Annotated in this window: 15 protein-coding genes and 1 other RNA gene; 9 read left to right on the plus strand and 7 right to left on the minus strand. The window is 41.6% G+C overall.

All coding sequences use genetic code 11. The annotated features are described in order from the left end of the window. The first annotated feature begins 37 nt into the window (after window positions 1–37). The gene (locus AC0DBE_RS04740; RefSeq protein ID WP_014114086.1) at window positions 38–1,375 is read left to right on the plus strand and encodes a sodium-dependent transporter; all 1,338 of its coding nucleotides are present in this window, start codon (window positions 38–40) and stop codon (window positions 1,373–1,375) included. A 32-nt stretch (window positions 1,376–1,407) separates the two neighbouring features. Here AC0DBE_RS04740 and AC0DBE_RS04745 read toward each other — a convergent pair whose 3' ends face one another. The 3 genes from AC0DBE_RS04745 to dhaS form a co-directional block, all read right to left on the minus strand. Then, a complete protein-coding gene (locus AC0DBE_RS04745; protein ID WP_014114085.1) occupies window positions 1,408–2,253 on the minus strand; it encodes a superoxide dismutase in 846 nt (281 codons plus the stop codon). Further along, entirely contained in the window at window positions 2,243–4,141 is a 1,899-nt protein-coding gene (locus tag AC0DBE_RS04750; RefSeq protein ID WP_472961235.1) for a terpene cyclase/mutase family protein, read from the minus strand. Before AC0DBE_RS04750 ends, AC0DBE_RS04745 begins: the two co-directional genes overlap by 11 nt. Window positions 4,142–4,241: 100 nt before the next feature. After that, window positions 4,242–5,729 (minus strand): aldehyde dehydrogenase DhaS, encoded by a 1,488-nt coding sequence (gene dhaS, locus AC0DBE_RS04755; RefSeq protein ID WP_014114083.1) that lies wholly within the window; start codon window positions 5,727–5,729, stop codon window positions 4,242–4,244. Between the two features lie 230 nt (window positions 5,730–5,959). On the opposite strand from dhaS, the gene AC0DBE_RS04760 reads away from it, so the two are divergent. The 8 genes from AC0DBE_RS04760 (at window position 5,960) to AC0DBE_RS04795 (ending at window position 13,581) form a co-directional block, all read left to right on the plus strand. Continuing rightward, window positions 5,960–6,163 carry a DUF6501 family protein gene (locus AC0DBE_RS04760; protein WP_003241656.1) on the plus strand — a complete coding sequence of 68 codons (204 nt, stop codon included), beginning with the start codon at window positions 5,960–5,962 and terminating at the stop codon, window positions 6,161–6,163. A gap of 331 nt (window positions 6,164–6,494) precedes the next feature. After that, window positions 6,495–6,839, plus strand: coding sequence for a PH domain-containing protein (locus AC0DBE_RS04765; RefSeq protein ID WP_003220141.1), 345 nt, complete (start codon window positions 6,495–6,497; stop codon window positions 6,837–6,839). 253 nt (window positions 6,840–7,092) lie between these two features. Continuing rightward, window positions 7,093–7,584 carry a TraR/DksA family transcriptional regulator gene (locus AC0DBE_RS04770; protein ID WP_114150457.1) on the plus strand — a complete coding sequence of 164 codons (492 nt, stop codon included), beginning with the start codon at window positions 7,093–7,095 and terminating at the stop codon, window positions 7,582–7,584. Window positions 7,585–7,734: 150 nt separating this feature from the next. Beyond that, entirely contained in the window at window positions 7,735–8,361 is a 627-nt protein-coding gene (gene azoJ / locus AC0DBE_RS04775; RefSeq protein ID WP_003220143.1) for an FMN-dependent NADH-azoreductase AzoJ, read from the plus strand. A 230-nt stretch (window positions 8,362–8,591) separates the two neighbouring features. Then, window positions 8,592–8,777, plus strand: a non-coding RNA gene (gene ssrS, locus AC0DBE_RS04780) — 6S RNA. A 141-nt stretch (window positions 8,778–8,918) separates the two neighbouring features. Then, window positions 8,919–10,694: a DNA helicase RecQ gene (gene recQ / locus AC0DBE_RS04785; RefSeq protein WP_014114078.1), complete on the plus strand. Its 1,776-nt coding sequence runs from the start codon at window positions 8,919–8,921 to the stop codon at window positions 10,692–10,694. A 247-nt stretch (window positions 10,695–10,941) separates the two neighbouring features. Continuing rightward, complete coding sequence (locus AC0DBE_RS04790; RefSeq protein ID WP_014114077.1) at window positions 10,942–11,805, plus strand: LysM peptidoglycan-binding and 3D domain-containing protein; 864 nt, start codon at window positions 10,942–10,944, stop codon at window positions 11,803–11,805. Window positions 11,806–11,991: 186 nt separating this feature from the next. After that, complete coding sequence (locus tag AC0DBE_RS04795) at window positions 11,992–13,581, plus strand: solute:sodium symporter family transporter (RefSeq protein ID WP_072566428.1); 1,590 nt, start codon at window positions 11,992–11,994, stop codon at window positions 13,579–13,581. Between the two features lie 33 nt (window positions 13,582–13,614). Here the strand turns inward: AC0DBE_RS04795 and desR are convergent, their stop codons facing one another. The 4 genes from desR to AC0DBE_RS04815 all read right to left on the minus strand — a co-directional run bounded on the left by desR (window position 13,615) and on the right by AC0DBE_RS04815 (window position 17,672). Continuing rightward, window positions 13,615–14,214 carry a two-component system response regulator DesR gene (desR, locus tag AC0DBE_RS04800; protein ID WP_014114073.1) on the minus strand — a complete coding sequence of 200 codons (600 nt, stop codon included), beginning with the start codon at window positions 14,212–14,214 and terminating at the stop codon, window positions 13,615–13,617. Between the two features lie 19 nt (window positions 14,215–14,233). Then, window positions 14,234–15,346, minus strand: coding sequence for a two-component sensor histidine kinase DesK (desK, locus tag AC0DBE_RS04805; protein WP_472961241.1), 1,113 nt, complete (start codon window positions 15,344–15,346; stop codon window positions 14,234–14,236). A gap of 121 nt (window positions 15,347–15,467) precedes the next feature. After that, a complete protein-coding gene (desA, locus tag AC0DBE_RS04810; RefSeq protein ID WP_014114070.1) occupies window positions 15,468–16,526 on the minus strand; it encodes a Delta(5) desaturase DesA in 1,059 nt (352 codons plus the stop codon). Window positions 16,527–16,694: 168 nt separating this feature from the next. Next, complete coding sequence (locus AC0DBE_RS04815; protein ID WP_072566427.1) at window positions 16,695–17,672, minus strand: S66 family peptidase; 978 nt, start codon at window positions 17,670–17,672, stop codon at window positions 16,695–16,697. Window positions 17,673–17,716 lie beyond the last annotated feature (44 nt).

Raw genomic sequence — 17,716 nt, forward strand, 5'->3', positions numbered from 1 at the left:
AATCTTTATAATGGTTAGATATAATAGGAGTGATAGGGTGAAGGAAGCGAATCAATGGTCTTCGAAGCTCGGCTTTATTTTAGCCGCGGCAGGATCAGCTATCGGGCTTGGTGCAATATGGAAATTTCCATATGTAGCGGGAACCAGCGGAGGAGGCGCATTTTTACTTATTTTTATTTTATTTACGGTTTTAATCGGACTGCCTTTATTGTTAGGTGAATTCATCATAGGCAGAAAAACACAGAAAGATGCCGTACAATCCTATAAAACACTTGCTCCGGGAACGAAGTGGCATTGGATCGGTTATTTAGGAATGGCGACGTGCTTTATTCTTTTATCTTTTTACAGTGTCGTCGGCGGGTGGATTTTAATTTATATTACAAAAGGCTTCACTGGCGGTTTATCGCAAACATCTGGTTTTGATACGATATTTGCAAGTACGATTTCAAATCCTTACCTGGCTGTTGGAGGCCAGCTGCTCTTTATGGTGGTGACAATTTTAGTTGTTGCAAAAGGGGTTAGCAGCGGAATTGAAAAAGCAAGCCAAATATTAATGCCGGCGCTTTTTATATTATTTGTTATTTTAATGGTGCGTTCCGTTACACTTGATGGAGCGATGGAAGGGCTCAAGTTTTTCCTGATGCCTGATTTAACCGCGATTGACGCCAATACAATTTTATATGCGATGGGCCAATCCTTTTTCTTATTAAGTGTCGGTGTATCAGTCATGGTAACGTATAGCTCTTATTTAGAGAAACAGGAAAACGTTGTGCAGTCCGCTGTATCAGTAACTGTATTAAACATGCTTGTTGCTGTAATGGCAGGAATTGCGATTTTTCCAGCTGTATTTTCATTCGGCCTCAAACCAGACCAAGGGCCGGTCCTGTTATTTAACGTGCTGCCGACTGTGTTTAATCAAATGCCGTTTGGAATTATCTTTTTATTAGCATTTTTAATTCTATTTTTATTTGCGGCATTGACATCCGCTTTCTCAATGCTGGAAATTTTGGTCGCAGTGCTTTCAAAAGGTGATGTCAATAAGAGAAAACGATTCGCTTGGTTAGGCGGAATTGCTATTTTTATTGTCGGTGTGCCGTCTGCATTATCCTACGGTGTCTTAAGTGACGTCTCTCTATTTCACTTGTCTATTTTTGATGCGGCCGACTATCTTGTAAGCAATATTTTAATGCCGTTAGGCGCGTTATTGATTTCTATTTTTGTCCCGTTAAAAATACCGAAACAGGATTTGTTTGACGAGCTGAAAAGCGGTTCCAATCTCAAACGAAAGTGGTTTGCGGTTTGGCTGCTGCTCATTCGTTACCTATCTCCTGTTGCCATCATCATCGTATTTTTGCATGTGATAGGCATTTTTTAAAACACGTAGCCCCCGGGGAAAGGGGGCTTTTTTTAATAGAGTTTCCAAACGACTTCTTTTGCCTGCTCGAAACGTTTTTCTGCCTCGCGCCAATCCACGACATTCCACCAATGATCGACATAGCTTGCCCGGTCATTTTTATATTGCAAATAATAGGCATGTTCCCATACGTCAAGCGGTAAAAGAGGGATCACGTCCCATTGGCTGAAGAGCTGGTGCTTTTCTGCCGTTAAAATCTCCAGCCGTCCTGATCGGGGAGCCCAGACCAGAATGGCCCAGCCGACACCTTCCACTTTTTTAGCGGCCTGAGTAAAATGTTCTTTAAAAGCCGAGTAGCTTCCAAATGAAATATCGATCATTTGGAACAATGCCCCTGTAGGACGCCTTTTTCCGTTTGGATGCATCGAAAACCAGAAAATAGTGTGTAAATAATGCCCTGCTCCATGGAATGCAAGCTCTCTTTCCCAATGAGTGATCAAGTCATAATTCTTTGATGCTCTCGCTTTTTTTAGCTCTGTTTCTGCTTTGTTTAGACCGTCAACATAGCTTTGGTGATGCTTCGTATGATGAAGGACCATAATGTCGCGTGATATATAAGGTTCTAAGGCGGAATATTTGTACGGAAGCTTTGGCAGCACATGTTTTCCTATAGGGACGTAAGCGCGTCTTTCACTTGTATCCTCTGATTCTGTAATATCCCGATAAAGGGCAGCGGCCTGCTTATACCAATCTTCTTCAGTTGTTTGGTCATCTTCCAGTGCTTCAATCATTTTGTCAAATTGATCTTCAAACTGTTCAAGCTGTCCTCGCTTTTGAATTTGATCCTTCAAGGCTTCACACCAATTGAACATCTCCGTTTGGTAAGATTCACGTTTCATTTGCTGTCTCCTTTTCAATAAAATTCAAATACTTCCCGACAGCCAGCAAAGAGAATACATATGGATAACTGTGATAAAGGATATAAAATTGGTTTGGCAATCCGATTCCTGCTGGATAGGCCAAGCTATCGGCGCCATGAGAACTGCTGTCAGTAAGGTATTGCATACCTTTCACAACAGATGGGTGTTCGGAATTTTCGTATGTGAGCAAAGCGTCTAAAGCCCAGGCCGTTTGTACAATGGTTCCTTTATGAAGCGGGACGTACGTTTTGACTTCAGCGCTTTTACAGGATTCTCCCCAGCTGCCGTCATCATGCTGTATCGATTTGAGCCAGCGCAAGGCCTTTTGTATAGCAGGGTGCTTTCGGTCAACCCCGCAGGCATGCATACCCGTAAGAGCAGCCCATGTGCCGTAAATGTAGCAAACACCCCATCTCCCGTACCATGACCCATTCTGTTCTTGATGTTCGAGAAGCCAGCCCACAGCGCGCTGAATATGTTGATGTTTCACGGTGAAACCAGCTTTCTCGCCTAAAAAGTGCAGCACACGTCCGGTGAGGTCGGCGGTTGAAGGGTCAACTGCCGCGTCCTCGGCGGATTCAAGCGGGAGAAGGCGGATCAGAGGATGGTTCACATTTTTTTCAAAAGCAGAAAATCCGCCGTCATCGTTTTGCATCGATAAAAGCCAAGACACCCCTCGCTCCCAAGCTGAAGGAGAATAACTGCGGGGAATCGCTTTTAATACGGCTGCAGTGTCGTCACAGTCAGGGTTATTTGTATTGATGTTTGAAAATCCCCAGCCGCCGGGTGCTGCACTCGGGTTTTTAACAGACCAATCTGCTATTTTGGTATGCTGGCGTTCTAGCAAAAAGGCAGCTGCTTTTGTAATAGAGCCGTCTGTTTCGGTCACGCCGTTTTTTTGAAGGGCATAGCTGATCAGAGCTGTATCCCAAACAGTTGAAGTAGAGTTTTCCAGATAAGGAATCCCGTTGCACTTTGTCAGCAGTGATTTGATGCCGTTAATCGCCCTCCTGATAACAGGAGAGTAGCGTGATACACCAAGTGACAGAAGGCTGTAAACCATAAATATGGTTGCGCTCGCATAGCTGTATAATGTTCCGTCTTTTTCAAGCCGGTCCAGCATATATGTTTTAGCCGTCTGTAAGCCTAGCTGCTGAAAAGCAAAGGGTGCATGAAAAATGCGCTTCCAATGTGACCAAATAGACGTGAGATCTCTTTCTTCAAAAGCATCAGATCGAAGCCAAGTGAAAGGGTTATTTGTCATGTGCGGATCGAGATGGCGAAGAGATGGAATATTGCGGTTTTTAAGAACAAATCGCTGATTGAGTGTTACAGCCATAGGAGCAAAATGAATTCGGGCATATGCGCTGAACTGATAGAAATGAACCGGTAACGTTGGGGGGAGCGCCATGAGTGATAATGGTAAATACAAAACAGGCCAAGGATACAGCCCGTTCACAGCAAGCATCCATTTTGTCATGAAATGAACATGTCTCAAACCGCCATGTGAGATGATAAATTGTTCAGCTTTTCTCATGTGCGGATCAGATCTGTGAAAACATCCTGAAGCCAGCATCCCGACATATCCTTGGACGGTAGCCGTTATATTTCCGCTCGTTTCATCGGGATAATTGATGAATGTGCCGTCGGGCTGCTGTTTTTCGCGAATGCCTGCTGCAAGCGCTGATATTAGTTCTTTTTCATTCTCGCCTTCATCTAGTGAGGTGAGGAGCAAAATAAAAAAGGAATTTGTCATGATTGGTCCTTCAAAGCAAAATGTCCACGAACCGTCAGCATTTTGCCTGTCTTTTAACTCTGCAATGGTTTTCTTTTGATAACGACTTACTTTCTCCTGAAGTGTGCCCATCACGCTCAACTCCTTCAGAAGCATATATATTCAGCGTCTTTTACCGCCATTACAGAAAGAAAAAAACTGCTGGCAGGCAGCAGTTTTTTTGACATACATGTTAGTCTTCGAGATTTATCCATACACTTTTGACTTCTGTGTAGTTATCTAAGGCATATGATCCCATTTCTCGTCCGAGTCCTGACTGTTTATAACCGCCAAACGGGGATGCTGCGTCAAACACATTATAGCAGTTCACCCAGACGGTTCCGGCTTGAAGACGGTCCGCGATATAGTGGGCATGCTTGACGTTCTCTGTCCATAGTCCGGCTGCGAGTCCATATTCTGAATGATTCGCTCGTTCAATGACTTCATCGACTGTTTCGTATGGAATAGCAGTCAGCACCGGTCCGAAAATTTCTTCTTTTGCGATGGTCATCTCGTCTTCAACATTCGCAAACACAGTCGGTGCGACAAAATATCCTTCTTCAAAAGGACAGCTTCCGCCAGTCACTGCTTTTGCTCCTTCGTCTTTTCCTTTTTGAATATAGGAAAGAACGCGTTCGTGCTGTTCCTTGCTCACGAGAGGCCCGATTTGTGTATCCTTATGAAGTCCCGCTCCTTGGCGGAGGGATTCAGCATAGGACACCATCTCATCAACAACTTCATCATATTGGTCTTTATGAATGAAAACGCGCGAGCCCGCACAGCAGACTTGGCCCTGATTAAACATCACACCGTTTAAAGCGCCTGGGATCGCCTTTTTCAAATTCGCATCCGGCAAAAGAATATTAGGTGATTTTCCGCCCAGCTCCAATGTAACCCGCTTAATGCTTTTCGCAGCGGTGGACATGATTTTCTTTCCGATTTCAGTGGAACCGGTAAAGGCAATTTTATCAACCGCTTCATGATTCGTCAGCGCTTCTCCCGCATCTTCACCGAATCCCGGAATGATATTGATGACACCGTCAGGGAAGCCGGCTTGATCAATTAATTCTGCCAAATAAAGAGCTGAAAGCGGTGTTTGTTCAGCCGGTTTGAGCACAATTGTACAGCCTGTTGCAAGAGCAGCGCCCATTTTCCACATCGCCATCAGGAGCGGGAAATTCCATGGAATGATCTGGCCGACGACGCCGACAGGCTCATGGCGCGTATAATTAAAATAAGCGCCGGAAACCGGAATCGTCTGTCCTGTTATTTTTGTACACCAGCCGGCGTAATAGCGCATATGCTCAATAGCCAGAGGTATATCTCCATTCGTCGTTTCATTTATCGGTTTCCCGTTATCAAGTGTTTCAAGCTGAGCAAGCTCAGTTTTATGCTCTTCCATTAAGTCAGCCAGCTTATACATCAGTCTGCTTCTCGAAGCCGGAGACATTGTTCTCCATTCGCCTTGGTCAAAGGCTTTCCGGGCAGCTTTAACCGCTTTGTCCACATCCGCAGCCTGGGCTTCATACAGCGTCATCAAGGTTTCGCCGGTCGCCGGGTTGGGTGTGTCAAAGGTTGCCCCTGAGGCACTCGGAACAAACTTTCCGTCAATATAAAGCTTCTTTGTTCCCTGTAAAAATGTCTCCAGCCTTTTCGTCACTTGCATCGTTAAAGAACTCATCTGTAACAAACCTCCAGTCATTTTTTATGGTCTGTTTTGAGATTCTTGGTGATAGCACATTGATTCATTGTTTGAATAGCAGAAATAAGCTGTGATATTTGCTGTAAGAGTAAGCGTATACAAACATTCTATAATAGAAAACAAGGCAAAATCAATGAATAACCGATATTGCAATTTACAAAAGAAAAAAGCTACAATAAGCTTATAGATATGAAAAGGAGATTTCATTTATGATTCATAACAATTGGCTTGAAAAAGAAACAATCAAAAAGGTAAAATGTGTGCAGACAAACGCAAAAAAATATATCGTGAACCGCGTTTTAACTCCGGGAAAAGAATATGAAGTGAAAAATGAAACAGAGGAATTTCTCTTTGTGATCGACAATACGAATAAAGTCGGTGGCTATTATAAAGAATACTTCGAAGAGGTTTAAAGCCTGAAGAAAGCAGAGGATAAAAAAACCGCAGCTGAGCTGCGGTTTTTTTATAATTAAAACAGGAAAAATAAAACAAAATCAATGAAAACTTTAAAAACCACTTTTTTTAAAAAATAATGCTGAATATTGAAACTTTTTTCTCTATACGTGCGTATTACTTGATGACAAAGCACAAAAGACGAAAAACAAATCAAAAATTTGAAAAATGTAATCTGTTCGTAATGGTTTAAATGTCTTCTATGTCGTATTCTTATATAGGGATAAAGGACTTATTTTTATGTAGTGAATGAATAAACAAATAGATAAATGCAGAAAGAGGGGTTCTTCATTGGGTATTTTTTCTGTTAGCAGATCAACGGATGCAAAGAAGCTTGAAGCTTTGCTCGTTGAAGGGGAAAGAATAGAATCGATTTATAAGCTCCGAGTGGACCAAATTTGCTTTACAAATAAGCGGATCATTTTCTTTGACAATAAAATGTTTTCTAAAAAGAAGGTTCGTGTATTTCTTCCATATAAAACAATTGAAAGCTTTGCGATCCAAGAAGCGGGCATGTTTGACCCGGACACTGGGCTTTTATTGATGACTAGAAGCAAAACGTTCGAATTAGAATTTGCGAAAGACACCGATTTAAGCGAAGTTCAAGCGGTGCTGACAAAGCATTTGTGCAGCTGAATATTTGATGAGCCAGCCGTTCAAAAAATGGTTAGGCTTTTTTTGTATAAAAAACAGAGCAGAGCGTACATGCCCTGTTCTGTTTTTACAACTACGAAAGAAGAGAAGACAAAAAACTGCCAAAGAAATCCTGAAACACTATTATCGCCAACGGTTGCGATCCGTGCAAAGATGCAGTCTCTCATCTTTCTATCAAGTTCTCATGTTTGACAAGGGGCAAAACGGGAAACAGGATAGAAAGGAGAGGATACACATGGCGCTGACAAAAGAACAAAAGAAGCATCTCTATTATAAATTGCTCGATATGCAAAAAGAATTGTCTGGCGAGAAGAAGGAAAAAGAATCAATGACTGAAGAAGTGGGGGAGCTTTCCAATGGGGTTGACAACCACATGGCAGACCACGGCACGCTCGTCACAGACCGGATGACAGACCAAACGGTGAGAGAGATCGACCAGGAGCTGTTAGAGGAGATCAACCATGCATTACAAAAAATGAAAGATGGAACATACGGAGTGTGTGAAAGAACCGGCCAAGACATTCCTTACGAAAGACTTGAAGCTGTTCCTTATGCAAGAATGACAGTGGAGGCCCAAGCTGATATGGAGGATGATGTAGAGACAGACGCTCCGTCATTTGAAAGAGAGTTTCACGAGCAGGTAAAAGATCTATCCAATAAAGAAACCATTGATCAAAAAAGCTCTCAGACGTATGAGATTTTGGATCGTGAACAAGATTCAAAGTGAAAATGGCAAGCAAGTACACCGATATTAGATGTACTTGCTTTTTTTTGAAAAAAAATCTCATATTCAAAATAAAGTGATTGACTTTGCGTAAAAAAGAAAGTAACATACTATTTGTAAGTAAATATAAAAAGTTTACCGGGAGGAATACAAATGTCTACAGTATTATTTGTAAAATCAAGCGACCGTACAGCTGAAGAAGGCGTTTCAACTAAACTTTACGAAGCTTTCTTAGCTGCTTATAAAGAAAACAACCCTGCTGATGAAGTGGTTGAATTAGATCTTCATAAAGAGAACCTTCCTTACCTTGGAAGAGATATGATTAACGGAACATTTAAAGCAGGTCAAGGAATGGAAATGACAGAAGAAGAGAAAAAACAAGCAGCAATTGCTGACAAATATCTGAATCAGTTTGTAAAAGCTGACAAAGTTGTTTTCGCATTCCCGCTTTGGAACTTCACAGTGCCAGCCGTTCTTCATACTTATGTTGATTACCTGTCTCGTGCAGGCGTTACATTCAAATACACACAAGAAGGACCAGTTGGTTTAATGGGCGACAAAAAAGTTGCACTCCTTAACGCGCGCGGCGGCATTTACTCTGAAGGACCAATGGCTGCACTTGAAATGTCATTAAACTTCATGAAAACAGTTCTTGGTTTCTGGGGTGTTCAAGACTTGCACACAGTTGTCATCGAAGGACATAACGCAGCGCCTGATCAAGCACAAGAAATCGTTGAAAAAGGTTTACAAGAAGCAAAAGATCTTGCTGCAAAATTCTAATGGAACAAAGACTCCTATCACTGCGATAGGAGTTTTTTGTATACATATTATATAGAAGAAAGTAATCATTCCTCTTAGCGAAAAAGGCTGTTTTTTTATTGTAATATATTTTTCGGATTGTCGAATCATCAGATATAATAGCGAAAAAGCAGTTTTAATCGCTGGAAAAAGTTTTTCTAAACAATTGTTCTGGCCCCTTGATAAAAAACGGCTGATGGTGTACTATATAAAAGAAGCTACTTTGTGCGTATTGTTAATTAAGTTTTAACCTTTAAGCTGTAATAGGGAGTTTTATATCGAAGCTGGAATGTCATGCCTCCTTGTAGAGGACGACAGGAACGTTTCTGCAAACACCCACTTTGAGGAGTGGTGGTTTAAAACTTTCTTACTTGCATACGGCAAGACGTAGCGAAAGCCATTTCCTTTTTGGAAATGGCTTTTTATTTTATCTAAAAAAGATAGGTATAGTGAAAATTCAATTTCTGTGTGAAAGAAATGAAGGCCGCTTTTTTATGATATGATGGGAGAAATTCAAGGAAAAGCGAGGTTTACACGTTATGTTACATAGAGCCCAATCCCTTCTGGCCCATTATTTCGGTTATGAAAAGCTCCGCAGCGGACAAGAAGAAGCGATCCGCTCGGTGACGGAAGCGAGACAAAATACGGCCTGCATTATGCCGACGGGAGGAGGCAAATCGATTTGCTATCAAATTCCGGCACTAATGTTTGAAGGGACAACGATCGTCATTTCGCCGTTGATTTCCTTGATGAAGGATCAGGTCGATGCGTTAGAAGAAGCGGGGATTAACGCCGCCTACATTAACAGCACACAATCCAATCAGGAAATATATGAGAGGCTGAACGGACTCAAAGAAGGGGCTTATAAGCTTTTTTACATTACACCGGAGCGACTTACGTCCACGGAGTTTATACGGATTTTGCAGGACATTGATGTTCCTTTGGTCGCAATAGACGAGGCGCACTGTATTTCTCAATGGGGCCACGATTTCAGGCCAAGCTACAGAAATATTGAAATTTTGTTCCGAGAATTACATGACAAGCCTGTCATCATGGCATTAACAGCAACAGCAACACCTGAGGTTCATGAGGATATTTGCAAACAGCTGCATATTCAAAAAGAAAACACGGTACATACCGGATTTTCCCGAGACAATTTAACCTTTAAAGTAGCAAAAGGAGAAAATAAGGATCGTTTTATTGATGAATATGTGCAAAACAACAAACATGAAGCAGGGATTGTCTACACAGCGACCAGAAAAGAAGCTGATCGAATTTATGAGAGATTGAAACGAAATCAGATCAGTGCAGGCCGGTATCACGGGGGCTTGGCAGATGATGTGAGAAAAGAGCAGCAGGAAAGGTTTCTTAATGATGAGCTGCAAGTGATGGTGGCAACCTCTGCTTTTGGAATGGGCATTGATAAATCAAATATTAGATTTGTTCTGCATGCACAAATTCCGAAAGATATGGAAAGCTACTATCAAGAGGCTGGACGAGCTGGACGGGATGGTCTTGCCAGCGAATGTGTTCTCCTGTTTTCACCGCAGGATATTATGGTGCAGCGTTTCCTAATTGAACAATCAGAGCATGAAGAGAAACAAAAGCAAGATTTAAAAAAGCTGAGACAAATGGTCGACTATTGTCACACGGAAGACTGTCTGCAGCGTTTTATCCTTATGTATTTCGGAGAAACGGAGCCTGATGCGTGCGGACAGTGCGGAAACTGCACTGATACAAGGACGTCCCATGACGTGACCCGGGAGGCGCAAATGGTCTTATCTTGTATTATTCGCATGAAAGAACGATTTGGCAAGACGATGGTTGCCCAGGTGTTGGCCGGCTCCAAAAATAAAAAAGTTCTTGAAAACGGCTTTTCGGATCTCTCAACATACGGGATATTAAAACACCAATCAGTAGGGGAAATCAGTGATTTTATCGAATTTCTTATTTCTGACGATTTCATCAAGATGTCAGACGGAACGTTTCCGACTCTTTTTGTCAGCAGTAAAGGAAGGAATGTGCTGAGAGGAGAATTATCAGTAACGAGAAAAGAAGCGTTAAAAGCGGCAGCGATTACTGAAAATGACGAGCTGTTTGAACGATTGCGCATCGTTCGCAAAGAAATCGCGGCAGAGCAGGGTGTTCCTCCTTTTGTCGTTTTCTCTGACCAAACGTTAAAAGAAATGTCAGGAAAACAGCCCGTAAATGATGAGGAACTTTTGTCTATAAAAGGAGTCGGAGAACAAAAAAGAGCAAAATACGGCCGGCTTTTTTTACAAGAAATACAAGCTTATGCAGGGATGACAGACTAAAAAAACAGTAAATCAATCTTTTTTTCTATAAAAAACACATTTTATTTTCTCTTTTTTTCCTCAAAATAAAAAGACTTGCGAAGCCTATTATATCAAGGGTTCAGCAAGTCTTTCCAGCAGAGAGAATTCCTTCATGTAAAGGAACTGTAATCTAAATCATATCTTTTTGTTATTGATTTGACATTTACGTGTGTTACGATATCACCTGTTAGCCGCCAATAAAAAGCTAACAAGGGAGGATTTACTTATGAAGAAGACGATTATGTCCTTTGTAGCAGTTGCTGCACTTTCATCAACTGCATTCGGAGCTCACGCTTCTGCAAAAGAAATCACGGTGCAAAAGGGTGATACGCTCTGGGGGATCTCTCAGAAAAACGGAGTGAACCTAAAGGACTTAAAAGAATGGAACAAGTTAACTTCTGATCAAATCATTGCAGGAGAAAAACTGACCATTTCTTCAGAAGAAACAACCACTACTGGGCAATATACAATTAAAGCGGGGGACACGCTGACAAAGATTGCTCAGCAATTCGGAACAACAGTCAATAACCTGAAAGTTTGGAATAACCTAAGCTCTGACATGATCTATGCTGGATCAACACTTTCAGTAAAAGGTCAGGCAACAGCAGCAAACACAGTTACTGAGAATACGCAAACAAGCGCACCTCAAACTGAAACAAAACAAGAAGCTGTGCAAAAAGAGCAACCTAAACAAGAAACAGTTCAACAACAACCAAAACAAGAAACAAAGGCTGCAGCAGAAACTTCTGTTCCTACAGAAGAAAAGGCTGTTCAATCTAATACAAATAATCAAGAAGCTTCAAAAGAACTAACAGTTACTGCTACTGCTTACACTGCTAACGACGGCGGCATCTCCGGCGTTACAGCAACAGGCGTTGACTTAAATAAGAACCCGAACGCGAAAGTTATCGCGGTTGATCCTAATGTGATTCCACTAGGTTCTAAAGTCTATGTTGAAGGTTACGGTGAAGCAACAGCAGCAGACACTGGCGGCGCTATTAAAGGAAATAAAATCGACGTATTTGTACCCAATAAAAGTGATGCATCTAATTGGGGCGTCAAAACTGTAAATGTAAAAATCTTAAACTAATCATATAGATTGTGATAAAAGACGCGAGCTTTTTGGCTTGTGTCTTTTTTCGTTCTGTTTAGAGATGTATATAATGTATCATATGCTGATAAAAGAAAAGCGGTTCCGATGTTTTTCACGTGTGAAAAATGGGTAGATGGTAAATGCCCCTATCATCTATCTATTTGCAGAAGGAGTTGCTGGCTGTTGCTTTGGATCATTGTATCTTTTCTGGTTATCAATATCGGGATATTTCTATTTTCATGGCAGAGAACAAAGGGGGTTAACTTGCAATCGTCCGATGGATATTTTCTCGGAGGAAGAAGCCTTACTGCGTTATATATCGGGAGCTCGCTGCTGTTAACTAATTTATCAACCGAGCAGATGGTCGGGTTAAATGGACAAAGCTATGCAGGGTCTATGACAGCGATGTCATGGGAAGCGAGTGCACCGCTTGCGTTGATTTTCCTGGCACTTGTCTTTTTGCCCCGTTATTTGAAAACGGGAATTACCACGATACCTGATTTTCTAGAGCAGCGGTTTGATCAAAGAACAAGGCAGATCGTTTCTGTACTACTTATCATTGGCTACGCTGTTTCATTCCTGCCGACAGTACTGTATTCAGGGGCTCTTGTGTTAAATCAAGTATTCCGCATTACAGAGACGTTTGGCATCAGCACATTTATGGCAGTTTTGCTGATATCTTTAATCATTGGCGTAACGAGCTGCTGTTATATCTTTTTTGGCGGATTGAAAGCCGCTGCCTCAGCAGATGCCATATACGGAATCGGATTAATTTTCGGCGGTTTTTTTATTGTGATATTAGGCATTCTTGCAGTCGGACAAGGCAGCTTTGGGGGCGGAGTTGCTCAACTGACGGCTTTACATACGGAAAAACTCAATTCAATTGATATTAGCAATTCGGCAGATGTTCCGTGGCCGACGATTTTAACAGGGCTATTAGTGAATAATCTCTTTTATTGGGCTGTTAACCAAGCGATCGTTCAGCGGGCATTAGGAGCGAAAAATTTGGCTGAAGGACAAAAGGGCGCTCTTTTAGCAGGTTTCTTTAAACTCATCGGCGTTTTTTATTTAGTCGTTCCTGGAGTGATTGCCTTTCATTTATATGGAGGCGGCATTGAAAATGCTGACAGTGTATATCCCCGGCTAATCGTCGATCTATTGCCGGCATCCCTTACCGGTGTATTCGCCGCTATTTTATTCGGAGCGATTTTGAGCTCGTTTAACGGCTCTCTGAACAGTACCATTACGTTGTTTACTCTGGACATATACAAACCGTTATGTAAGCCTCATGCAGATGAAGCTGAGCTCGTCAAAACAGGGCGAATTTTCGTCGCAGTTCTCGGGCTAGTATCGATTGTCATCGCACCCTTTATTTTATATGCGCCATCAGGGCTGTACAGCTATCTTCAAGAGATGTTCGGATTTTTTAATGTACCGATATTAGCAGCGGTCGTTGTTGGTTTCTTTACAAAAAAAGTGCCGGCATTAGCTGTGAAAATAGCGATACCAGCCCATATTGTTTTATACGGCTTATCAAAAATCTATTTAGGGCACATTCATTTTCTGTACATCCTTGCCGTACTCTTTCCATTTTCAGTGGCTGTGATGCTTCTGACAGGAAAGCTGTATCCGAGGGAAACGGATTATAAGCTTGGTCACAATCCGCAAGTGGATGTAACACCTTGGAAACATGTAAAGCTGGCGTCCTGTATCATTCTGATTCTGGTTGCGGCGACGTACCTTTTGTTTTCTCCTTGGGGAATTGCTGGCTAACAAAAAGGATCTTGGCAGATGCCAAGATCCTTTTTATTTAAACCAACCTTTTTCCTTTGACCTGGTAATGGCTTCTATTCGGTTTTTCACTTCAAGCTTTTCTAGAATCATTGAGATATAATTTCGCACCGTCCCGCTTTTGATGCTGAGTTCCTGAGCGATTTCTTTTGTGTTTTTACCGTCAGCCACTAGTTCGAGCACTTCTTTTTCTCTGTCTGTAAGAGGGTTAGCCTCGCTGTATATGTCCTCCATCAGCTCAGGTGCATAGATGCGTTTTTCGTTCATGACGCTTCGGATGGCGCTTGCGAGCTCTTCGCTCGGACTGTCTTTTAACAAATAGCCCTTAACGCCTGCTTTAATGGCTCTCTGAAAGTAGCCGGGCCTGGTAAAAGTAGTTAAGATAATAATTTTGCAGCCTGTATCCTTTAACTCCTCAGCAGCTTCAAGCCCGGTTTTACCGGGCATTTCAATGTCCATAATGCATACATCAGGCAGATGTTTTTTGACAAAATCAACAGCATCTTGACCGTTTGTACCCTTGCCTACGACTTCCATATCGTCTTCTAAGTTTAGAAGTGATCCTAAAGCGCCCAAGAGCATTTGCTGATCTTCCGCAATAAATATACTAATCATGTAAGCCATCCTTTTTTGTTTATTTTGAGTTATTAGGAATTGACATGGTAAGCTTGGTGCCACTTTTTGTATCGATGTGAAGGCTCCCATTTGCAAATTCAAGCCGTTCTCTCATGCCAAGCAGGCCATGTCCTTTTGAAAAGTACTTCTCTTCACCTTGAAACGTTCCATCGTCAGTCACTGTAATGACGACTTCCTTCCAGAGCTGCTGAATGTCAACTCGGCAGGTTTTAGCCTGACTGTGTTTAACGACGTTAGTGACAGCTTCCTTTAAGCACATACTCAATATGTTTTCATTAAGCAATGAGATATTTTCAGGCAATTTATCTTCTTCGTAGATAAACGTAATGCCGGCTGCTTCAAGAATTTGTTTGATATTTATGATTTCATCCCTGAGCCGGATGCCTTTCATGGAGGATACGATTTTTCTGACTTCATTTAAAGACGTTCTCGCAGTTTGCTGAACGCTTTTCAGTTCACGTGTTGCTTGTTCAGGATCTTTGTATATCAATTTTCTCGCCAAGTCGCTTTTTAAACCGATTAGAGAAAGCTTTTGCCCAAGAGTATCATGGAGGTCACGGGCAATTCGCTGCCGCTCTTCTAATTTCACCAGCTCGGCAATCCGTTCATTTGCATCCTCGAGTTTTTCTTCCAGTCGTTCGCGCTCCTTGCGGCTTCTTATACTGAAGGGCAATAAAATCGCGCTGATGAGGGTAATGACGACAAAAGGAATTTGAGTCAGAAAAAATTCCTTTTTTAATACGAGACTGAAATTAGCTGCGACGGCTGCGCTTATTAAATGGACGTAATATAAAATATGAAAGGGGACGCGTTCCTTTATGTTTCCAATAAAATATGCGATAAAAAAAGCAAAATAAATATAACTGAACAGAGTAATGGAGGCGGTTGAAATGCCGATTAACAAAAACGCCCATAAATAAATGGCCCAGCCTTTTGAGATAAAAGCAAATCTATATACCGAAAAAAATAAAAGTGTCAAAATGATGCCGACGATGATAACAACTGTAGATGATGATTTCCATATAAAGTAGAAGGGGAGGATGAAAAATATCGTCCATATATAGGGCGTAATCCCGCTTAGTTTTTGAAATGTAAAATGCTTTTTAATCATAATATTACCTCATTTTCGCTTTTCATCTTACATGTAACTTTATCATTGCGAAAGCCAGAATGCACCCTCAAAACAATAAAAAGGAAGCCTTCTTGTATATAAGAGAAGACCTCCTTCATCATCAGGCGTAATTCCGCAGTTTCTGTTTTTCTGTTGAATCAGGCGGAAGGCTGGAAGGTATATGTTTGATATCCCGAAATGATACAAATTGTTTTTTATCTTCATCCCATAGGCGGAATGCAAGTGACTGCAGACTTGTTTTTAAGGTAATTGTCGGTACGTTTTTTAATGGTTCGTGATGTTCATGAGCAACTTCAAGCTTATAGTTAGGCACCTTTGGACTCAAATGATGGACGTGGTGGTACCCGATATTGCCTGTCAGCCATTGAAGCAGTTTCGGGAGTTTATAAAATGAACTGCCCTCCACAGCAGCCTGAACGTAGCTCCAGTTTTCATCTGCTTCAAAATAAGAATCTTCAAATGTATGCTGCACATAAAACAGCCATACACCGATTGAACCTGAGATCAGAAAAATAGGGCCTTGCACCAGTAAAAACGATTGCCATCCAAAGATCAGACAGCAAGCAGCAGCCAACGCTACAATTGCCAGATTCGTAAGGTATGTGTTTATACGCTCCTTACGTCTTGCACCTTTTTTGTTAAAACGGTTGGTGATCAGAAAAACATAAATTGGTCCGAGAATAAACATGATAAACGGATTTCTATAAAGTCTGTATGCAAGCTTTGTTCGTCTGGATGCAGCTTTATATTCGTTTACTGTTAACATCCAGATGTCTCCTGTTCCGCGTTTATCCAGATTGCTGCTTGTGGCATGGTGAATTGAATGGCTGTGCTGCCACTGAAGATACGGGAATAAAGTCAGCACACCTGTCAGAAAACCGAAAATATGGTTATAGCGCTTTTGTTTGAAAAATGATTGATGACAGCAGTCATGGAAGATGATAAAAATTCTTGTCAAAAATCCTGCGGCAATCACTGTTAATGCTAACGTAAGGAGATAGGAGACATTGAGGCTGAAATAAGCCAGAAACCAGAGTCCGAAGAAAGGAATAAACGTGTTCAAAAGCTGAATCAGGCTGTTTTTTGTTTCGGGCTGAGCAAAAGCGGCGACTTGCTTTGTCAGCTGTTTTTGTTTATGTGCAATGGTTTGTTCAGTCATAGTAAGTATCCTCTCATTGTGTGTCTCTGTTCAGTATACGTCAATGAGAGAAGTCGTTTGTAGTAGCACACATCATGCATCATATATGACATTTGTCATGTCTCCTCGTGTAGCTTGCATAAATATTTGCGCTAAAAAAGCTTGTAAAAAAAGAAATTTACAAGCTGATTAATGTTTGTCGATCCATATTCGTGATGTTCCCGAAACAGCTTCAATCCTGCATGTTCCACCTATAGGGAACGTGGCAATTGGTGAGGTATGTCCGGCATTTATATTTGCGATGATTGGAAGGCCGGATAATTCTTTTTTTGTTCCAATCATGGCTTTTACATGTTCTATTGATACGTTTGATGCTTTTTGAAATCTGCCGATCAAAATCGCCTTTACATGAGAAAAAGCGGGGAGGTGGATGAGTGATTGCAGATCGCGGTCAAACATATGGATGTCTGACATATCATCATCTTCAATCAATAAAATGGCATTTTCTGTTTCAGGAAAATACTCTGTTCCCTGCAGCAAATTAAGTGTGCAAAGGTTTCCGCCAATCAAAGTGCCTTCAGCATAACCTTCATGGATCACAACAGGGCCGTTATTAGGGTAAAAGTGCCTGTTCTCTTGATCCAAAAACCAGCGGTCATCGCTCCACTCGCTAGAAGGATGAATGTCAAACGGGTCGTCCGAAGCGCAGCAAGAAAGAAAATACTCTGTTGTATAATCGAGTCCTTTTTCCATTGCAAATGTTGAAAAGTGGGGGCCTGAATACGTAACAAGGCCCGTTTTTTGATAAATGGCGTTGCAAAGAGCCGTTATATCGGAATAGCCGCACAGAATTTTTGGATGCTGTTTGATTTTCTCGTAATCAAGATAACGCAGCAACTGATTTGAATTAAAACCGCCGAGTGTCGTTAAAATCGCTTTGACTCCGGGGTCGAAAAAGGCAGCGTGCAGGTCATGGACTCTTGATTCGATAGAAGATGAATCAAATTCGTTTAATTCATTTGCATATTCAGCGATGGTTACCCGATAACCTAAGCGTTCTAACGCCGTTTTTGCTTGCATTTTTGCTTCATTTGATAATATGGACATGCTAGTCGCGGGAGACACGATCCGAATTTCGTCTCCCTTTTTCAGTTTTGAAGCGTACATAGGACCCTCCATCAATGGTTTTACACCATTACAGCACATCTTGG

Source organism: Bacillus sp. VA15, from assembly GCF_055721145.1.

Bases quoted from the DNA above. Each gene is read 5' to 3' on its own strand.
- desA (WP_014114070.1), bottom strand. From the start codon at position 16,526: ATGACTGAACAAACCATTGCACATAAACAAAAACAGCTGACAAAGCAA.
- AC0DBE_RS04770 (WP_114150457.1), top strand. From the start codon at position 7,093: ATGGCGCTGACAAAAGAACAAAAGAAGCATCTCTATTATAAATTGCTC.
- dhaS (WP_014114083.1), bottom strand. From the start codon at position 5,729: ATGAGTTCTTTAACGATGCAAGTGACGAAAAGGCTGGAGACATTTTTA.
- AC0DBE_RS04745 (WP_014114085.1), bottom strand. From the start codon at position 2,253: ATGAAACGTGAATCTTACCAAACGGAGATGTTCAATTGGTGTGAAGCC.
- AC0DBE_RS04815 (WP_072566427.1), bottom strand. From the start codon at position 17,672: ATGTACGCTTCAAAACTGAAAAAGGGAGACGAAATTCGGATCGTGTCT.
- AC0DBE_RS04760 (WP_003241656.1), top strand. From the start codon at position 5,960: ATGATTCATAACAATTGGCTTGAAAAAGAAACAATCAAAAAGGTAAAA.
- AC0DBE_RS04790 (WP_014114077.1), top strand. From the start codon at position 10,942: ATGAAGAAGACGATTATGTCCTTTGTAGCAGTTGCTGCACTTTCATCA.
- recQ (WP_014114078.1), top strand. From the start codon at position 8,919: ATGTTACATAGAGCCCAATCCCTTCTGGCCCATTATTTCGGTTATGAA.
- AC0DBE_RS04750 (WP_472961235.1), bottom strand. From the start codon at position 4,141: ATGGGCACACTTCAGGAGAAAGTAAGTCGTTATCAAAAGAAAACCATT.
- desK (WP_472961241.1), bottom strand. From the start codon at position 15,346: ATGATTAAAAAGCATTTTACATTTCAAAAACTAAGCGGGATTACGCCC.
- desR (WP_014114073.1), bottom strand. From the start codon at position 14,214: ATGATTAGTATATTTATTGCGGAAGATCAGCAAATGCTCTTGGGCGCT.
- azoJ (WP_003220143.1), top strand. From the start codon at position 7,735: ATGTCTACAGTATTATTTGTAAAATCAAGCGACCGTACAGCTGAAGAA.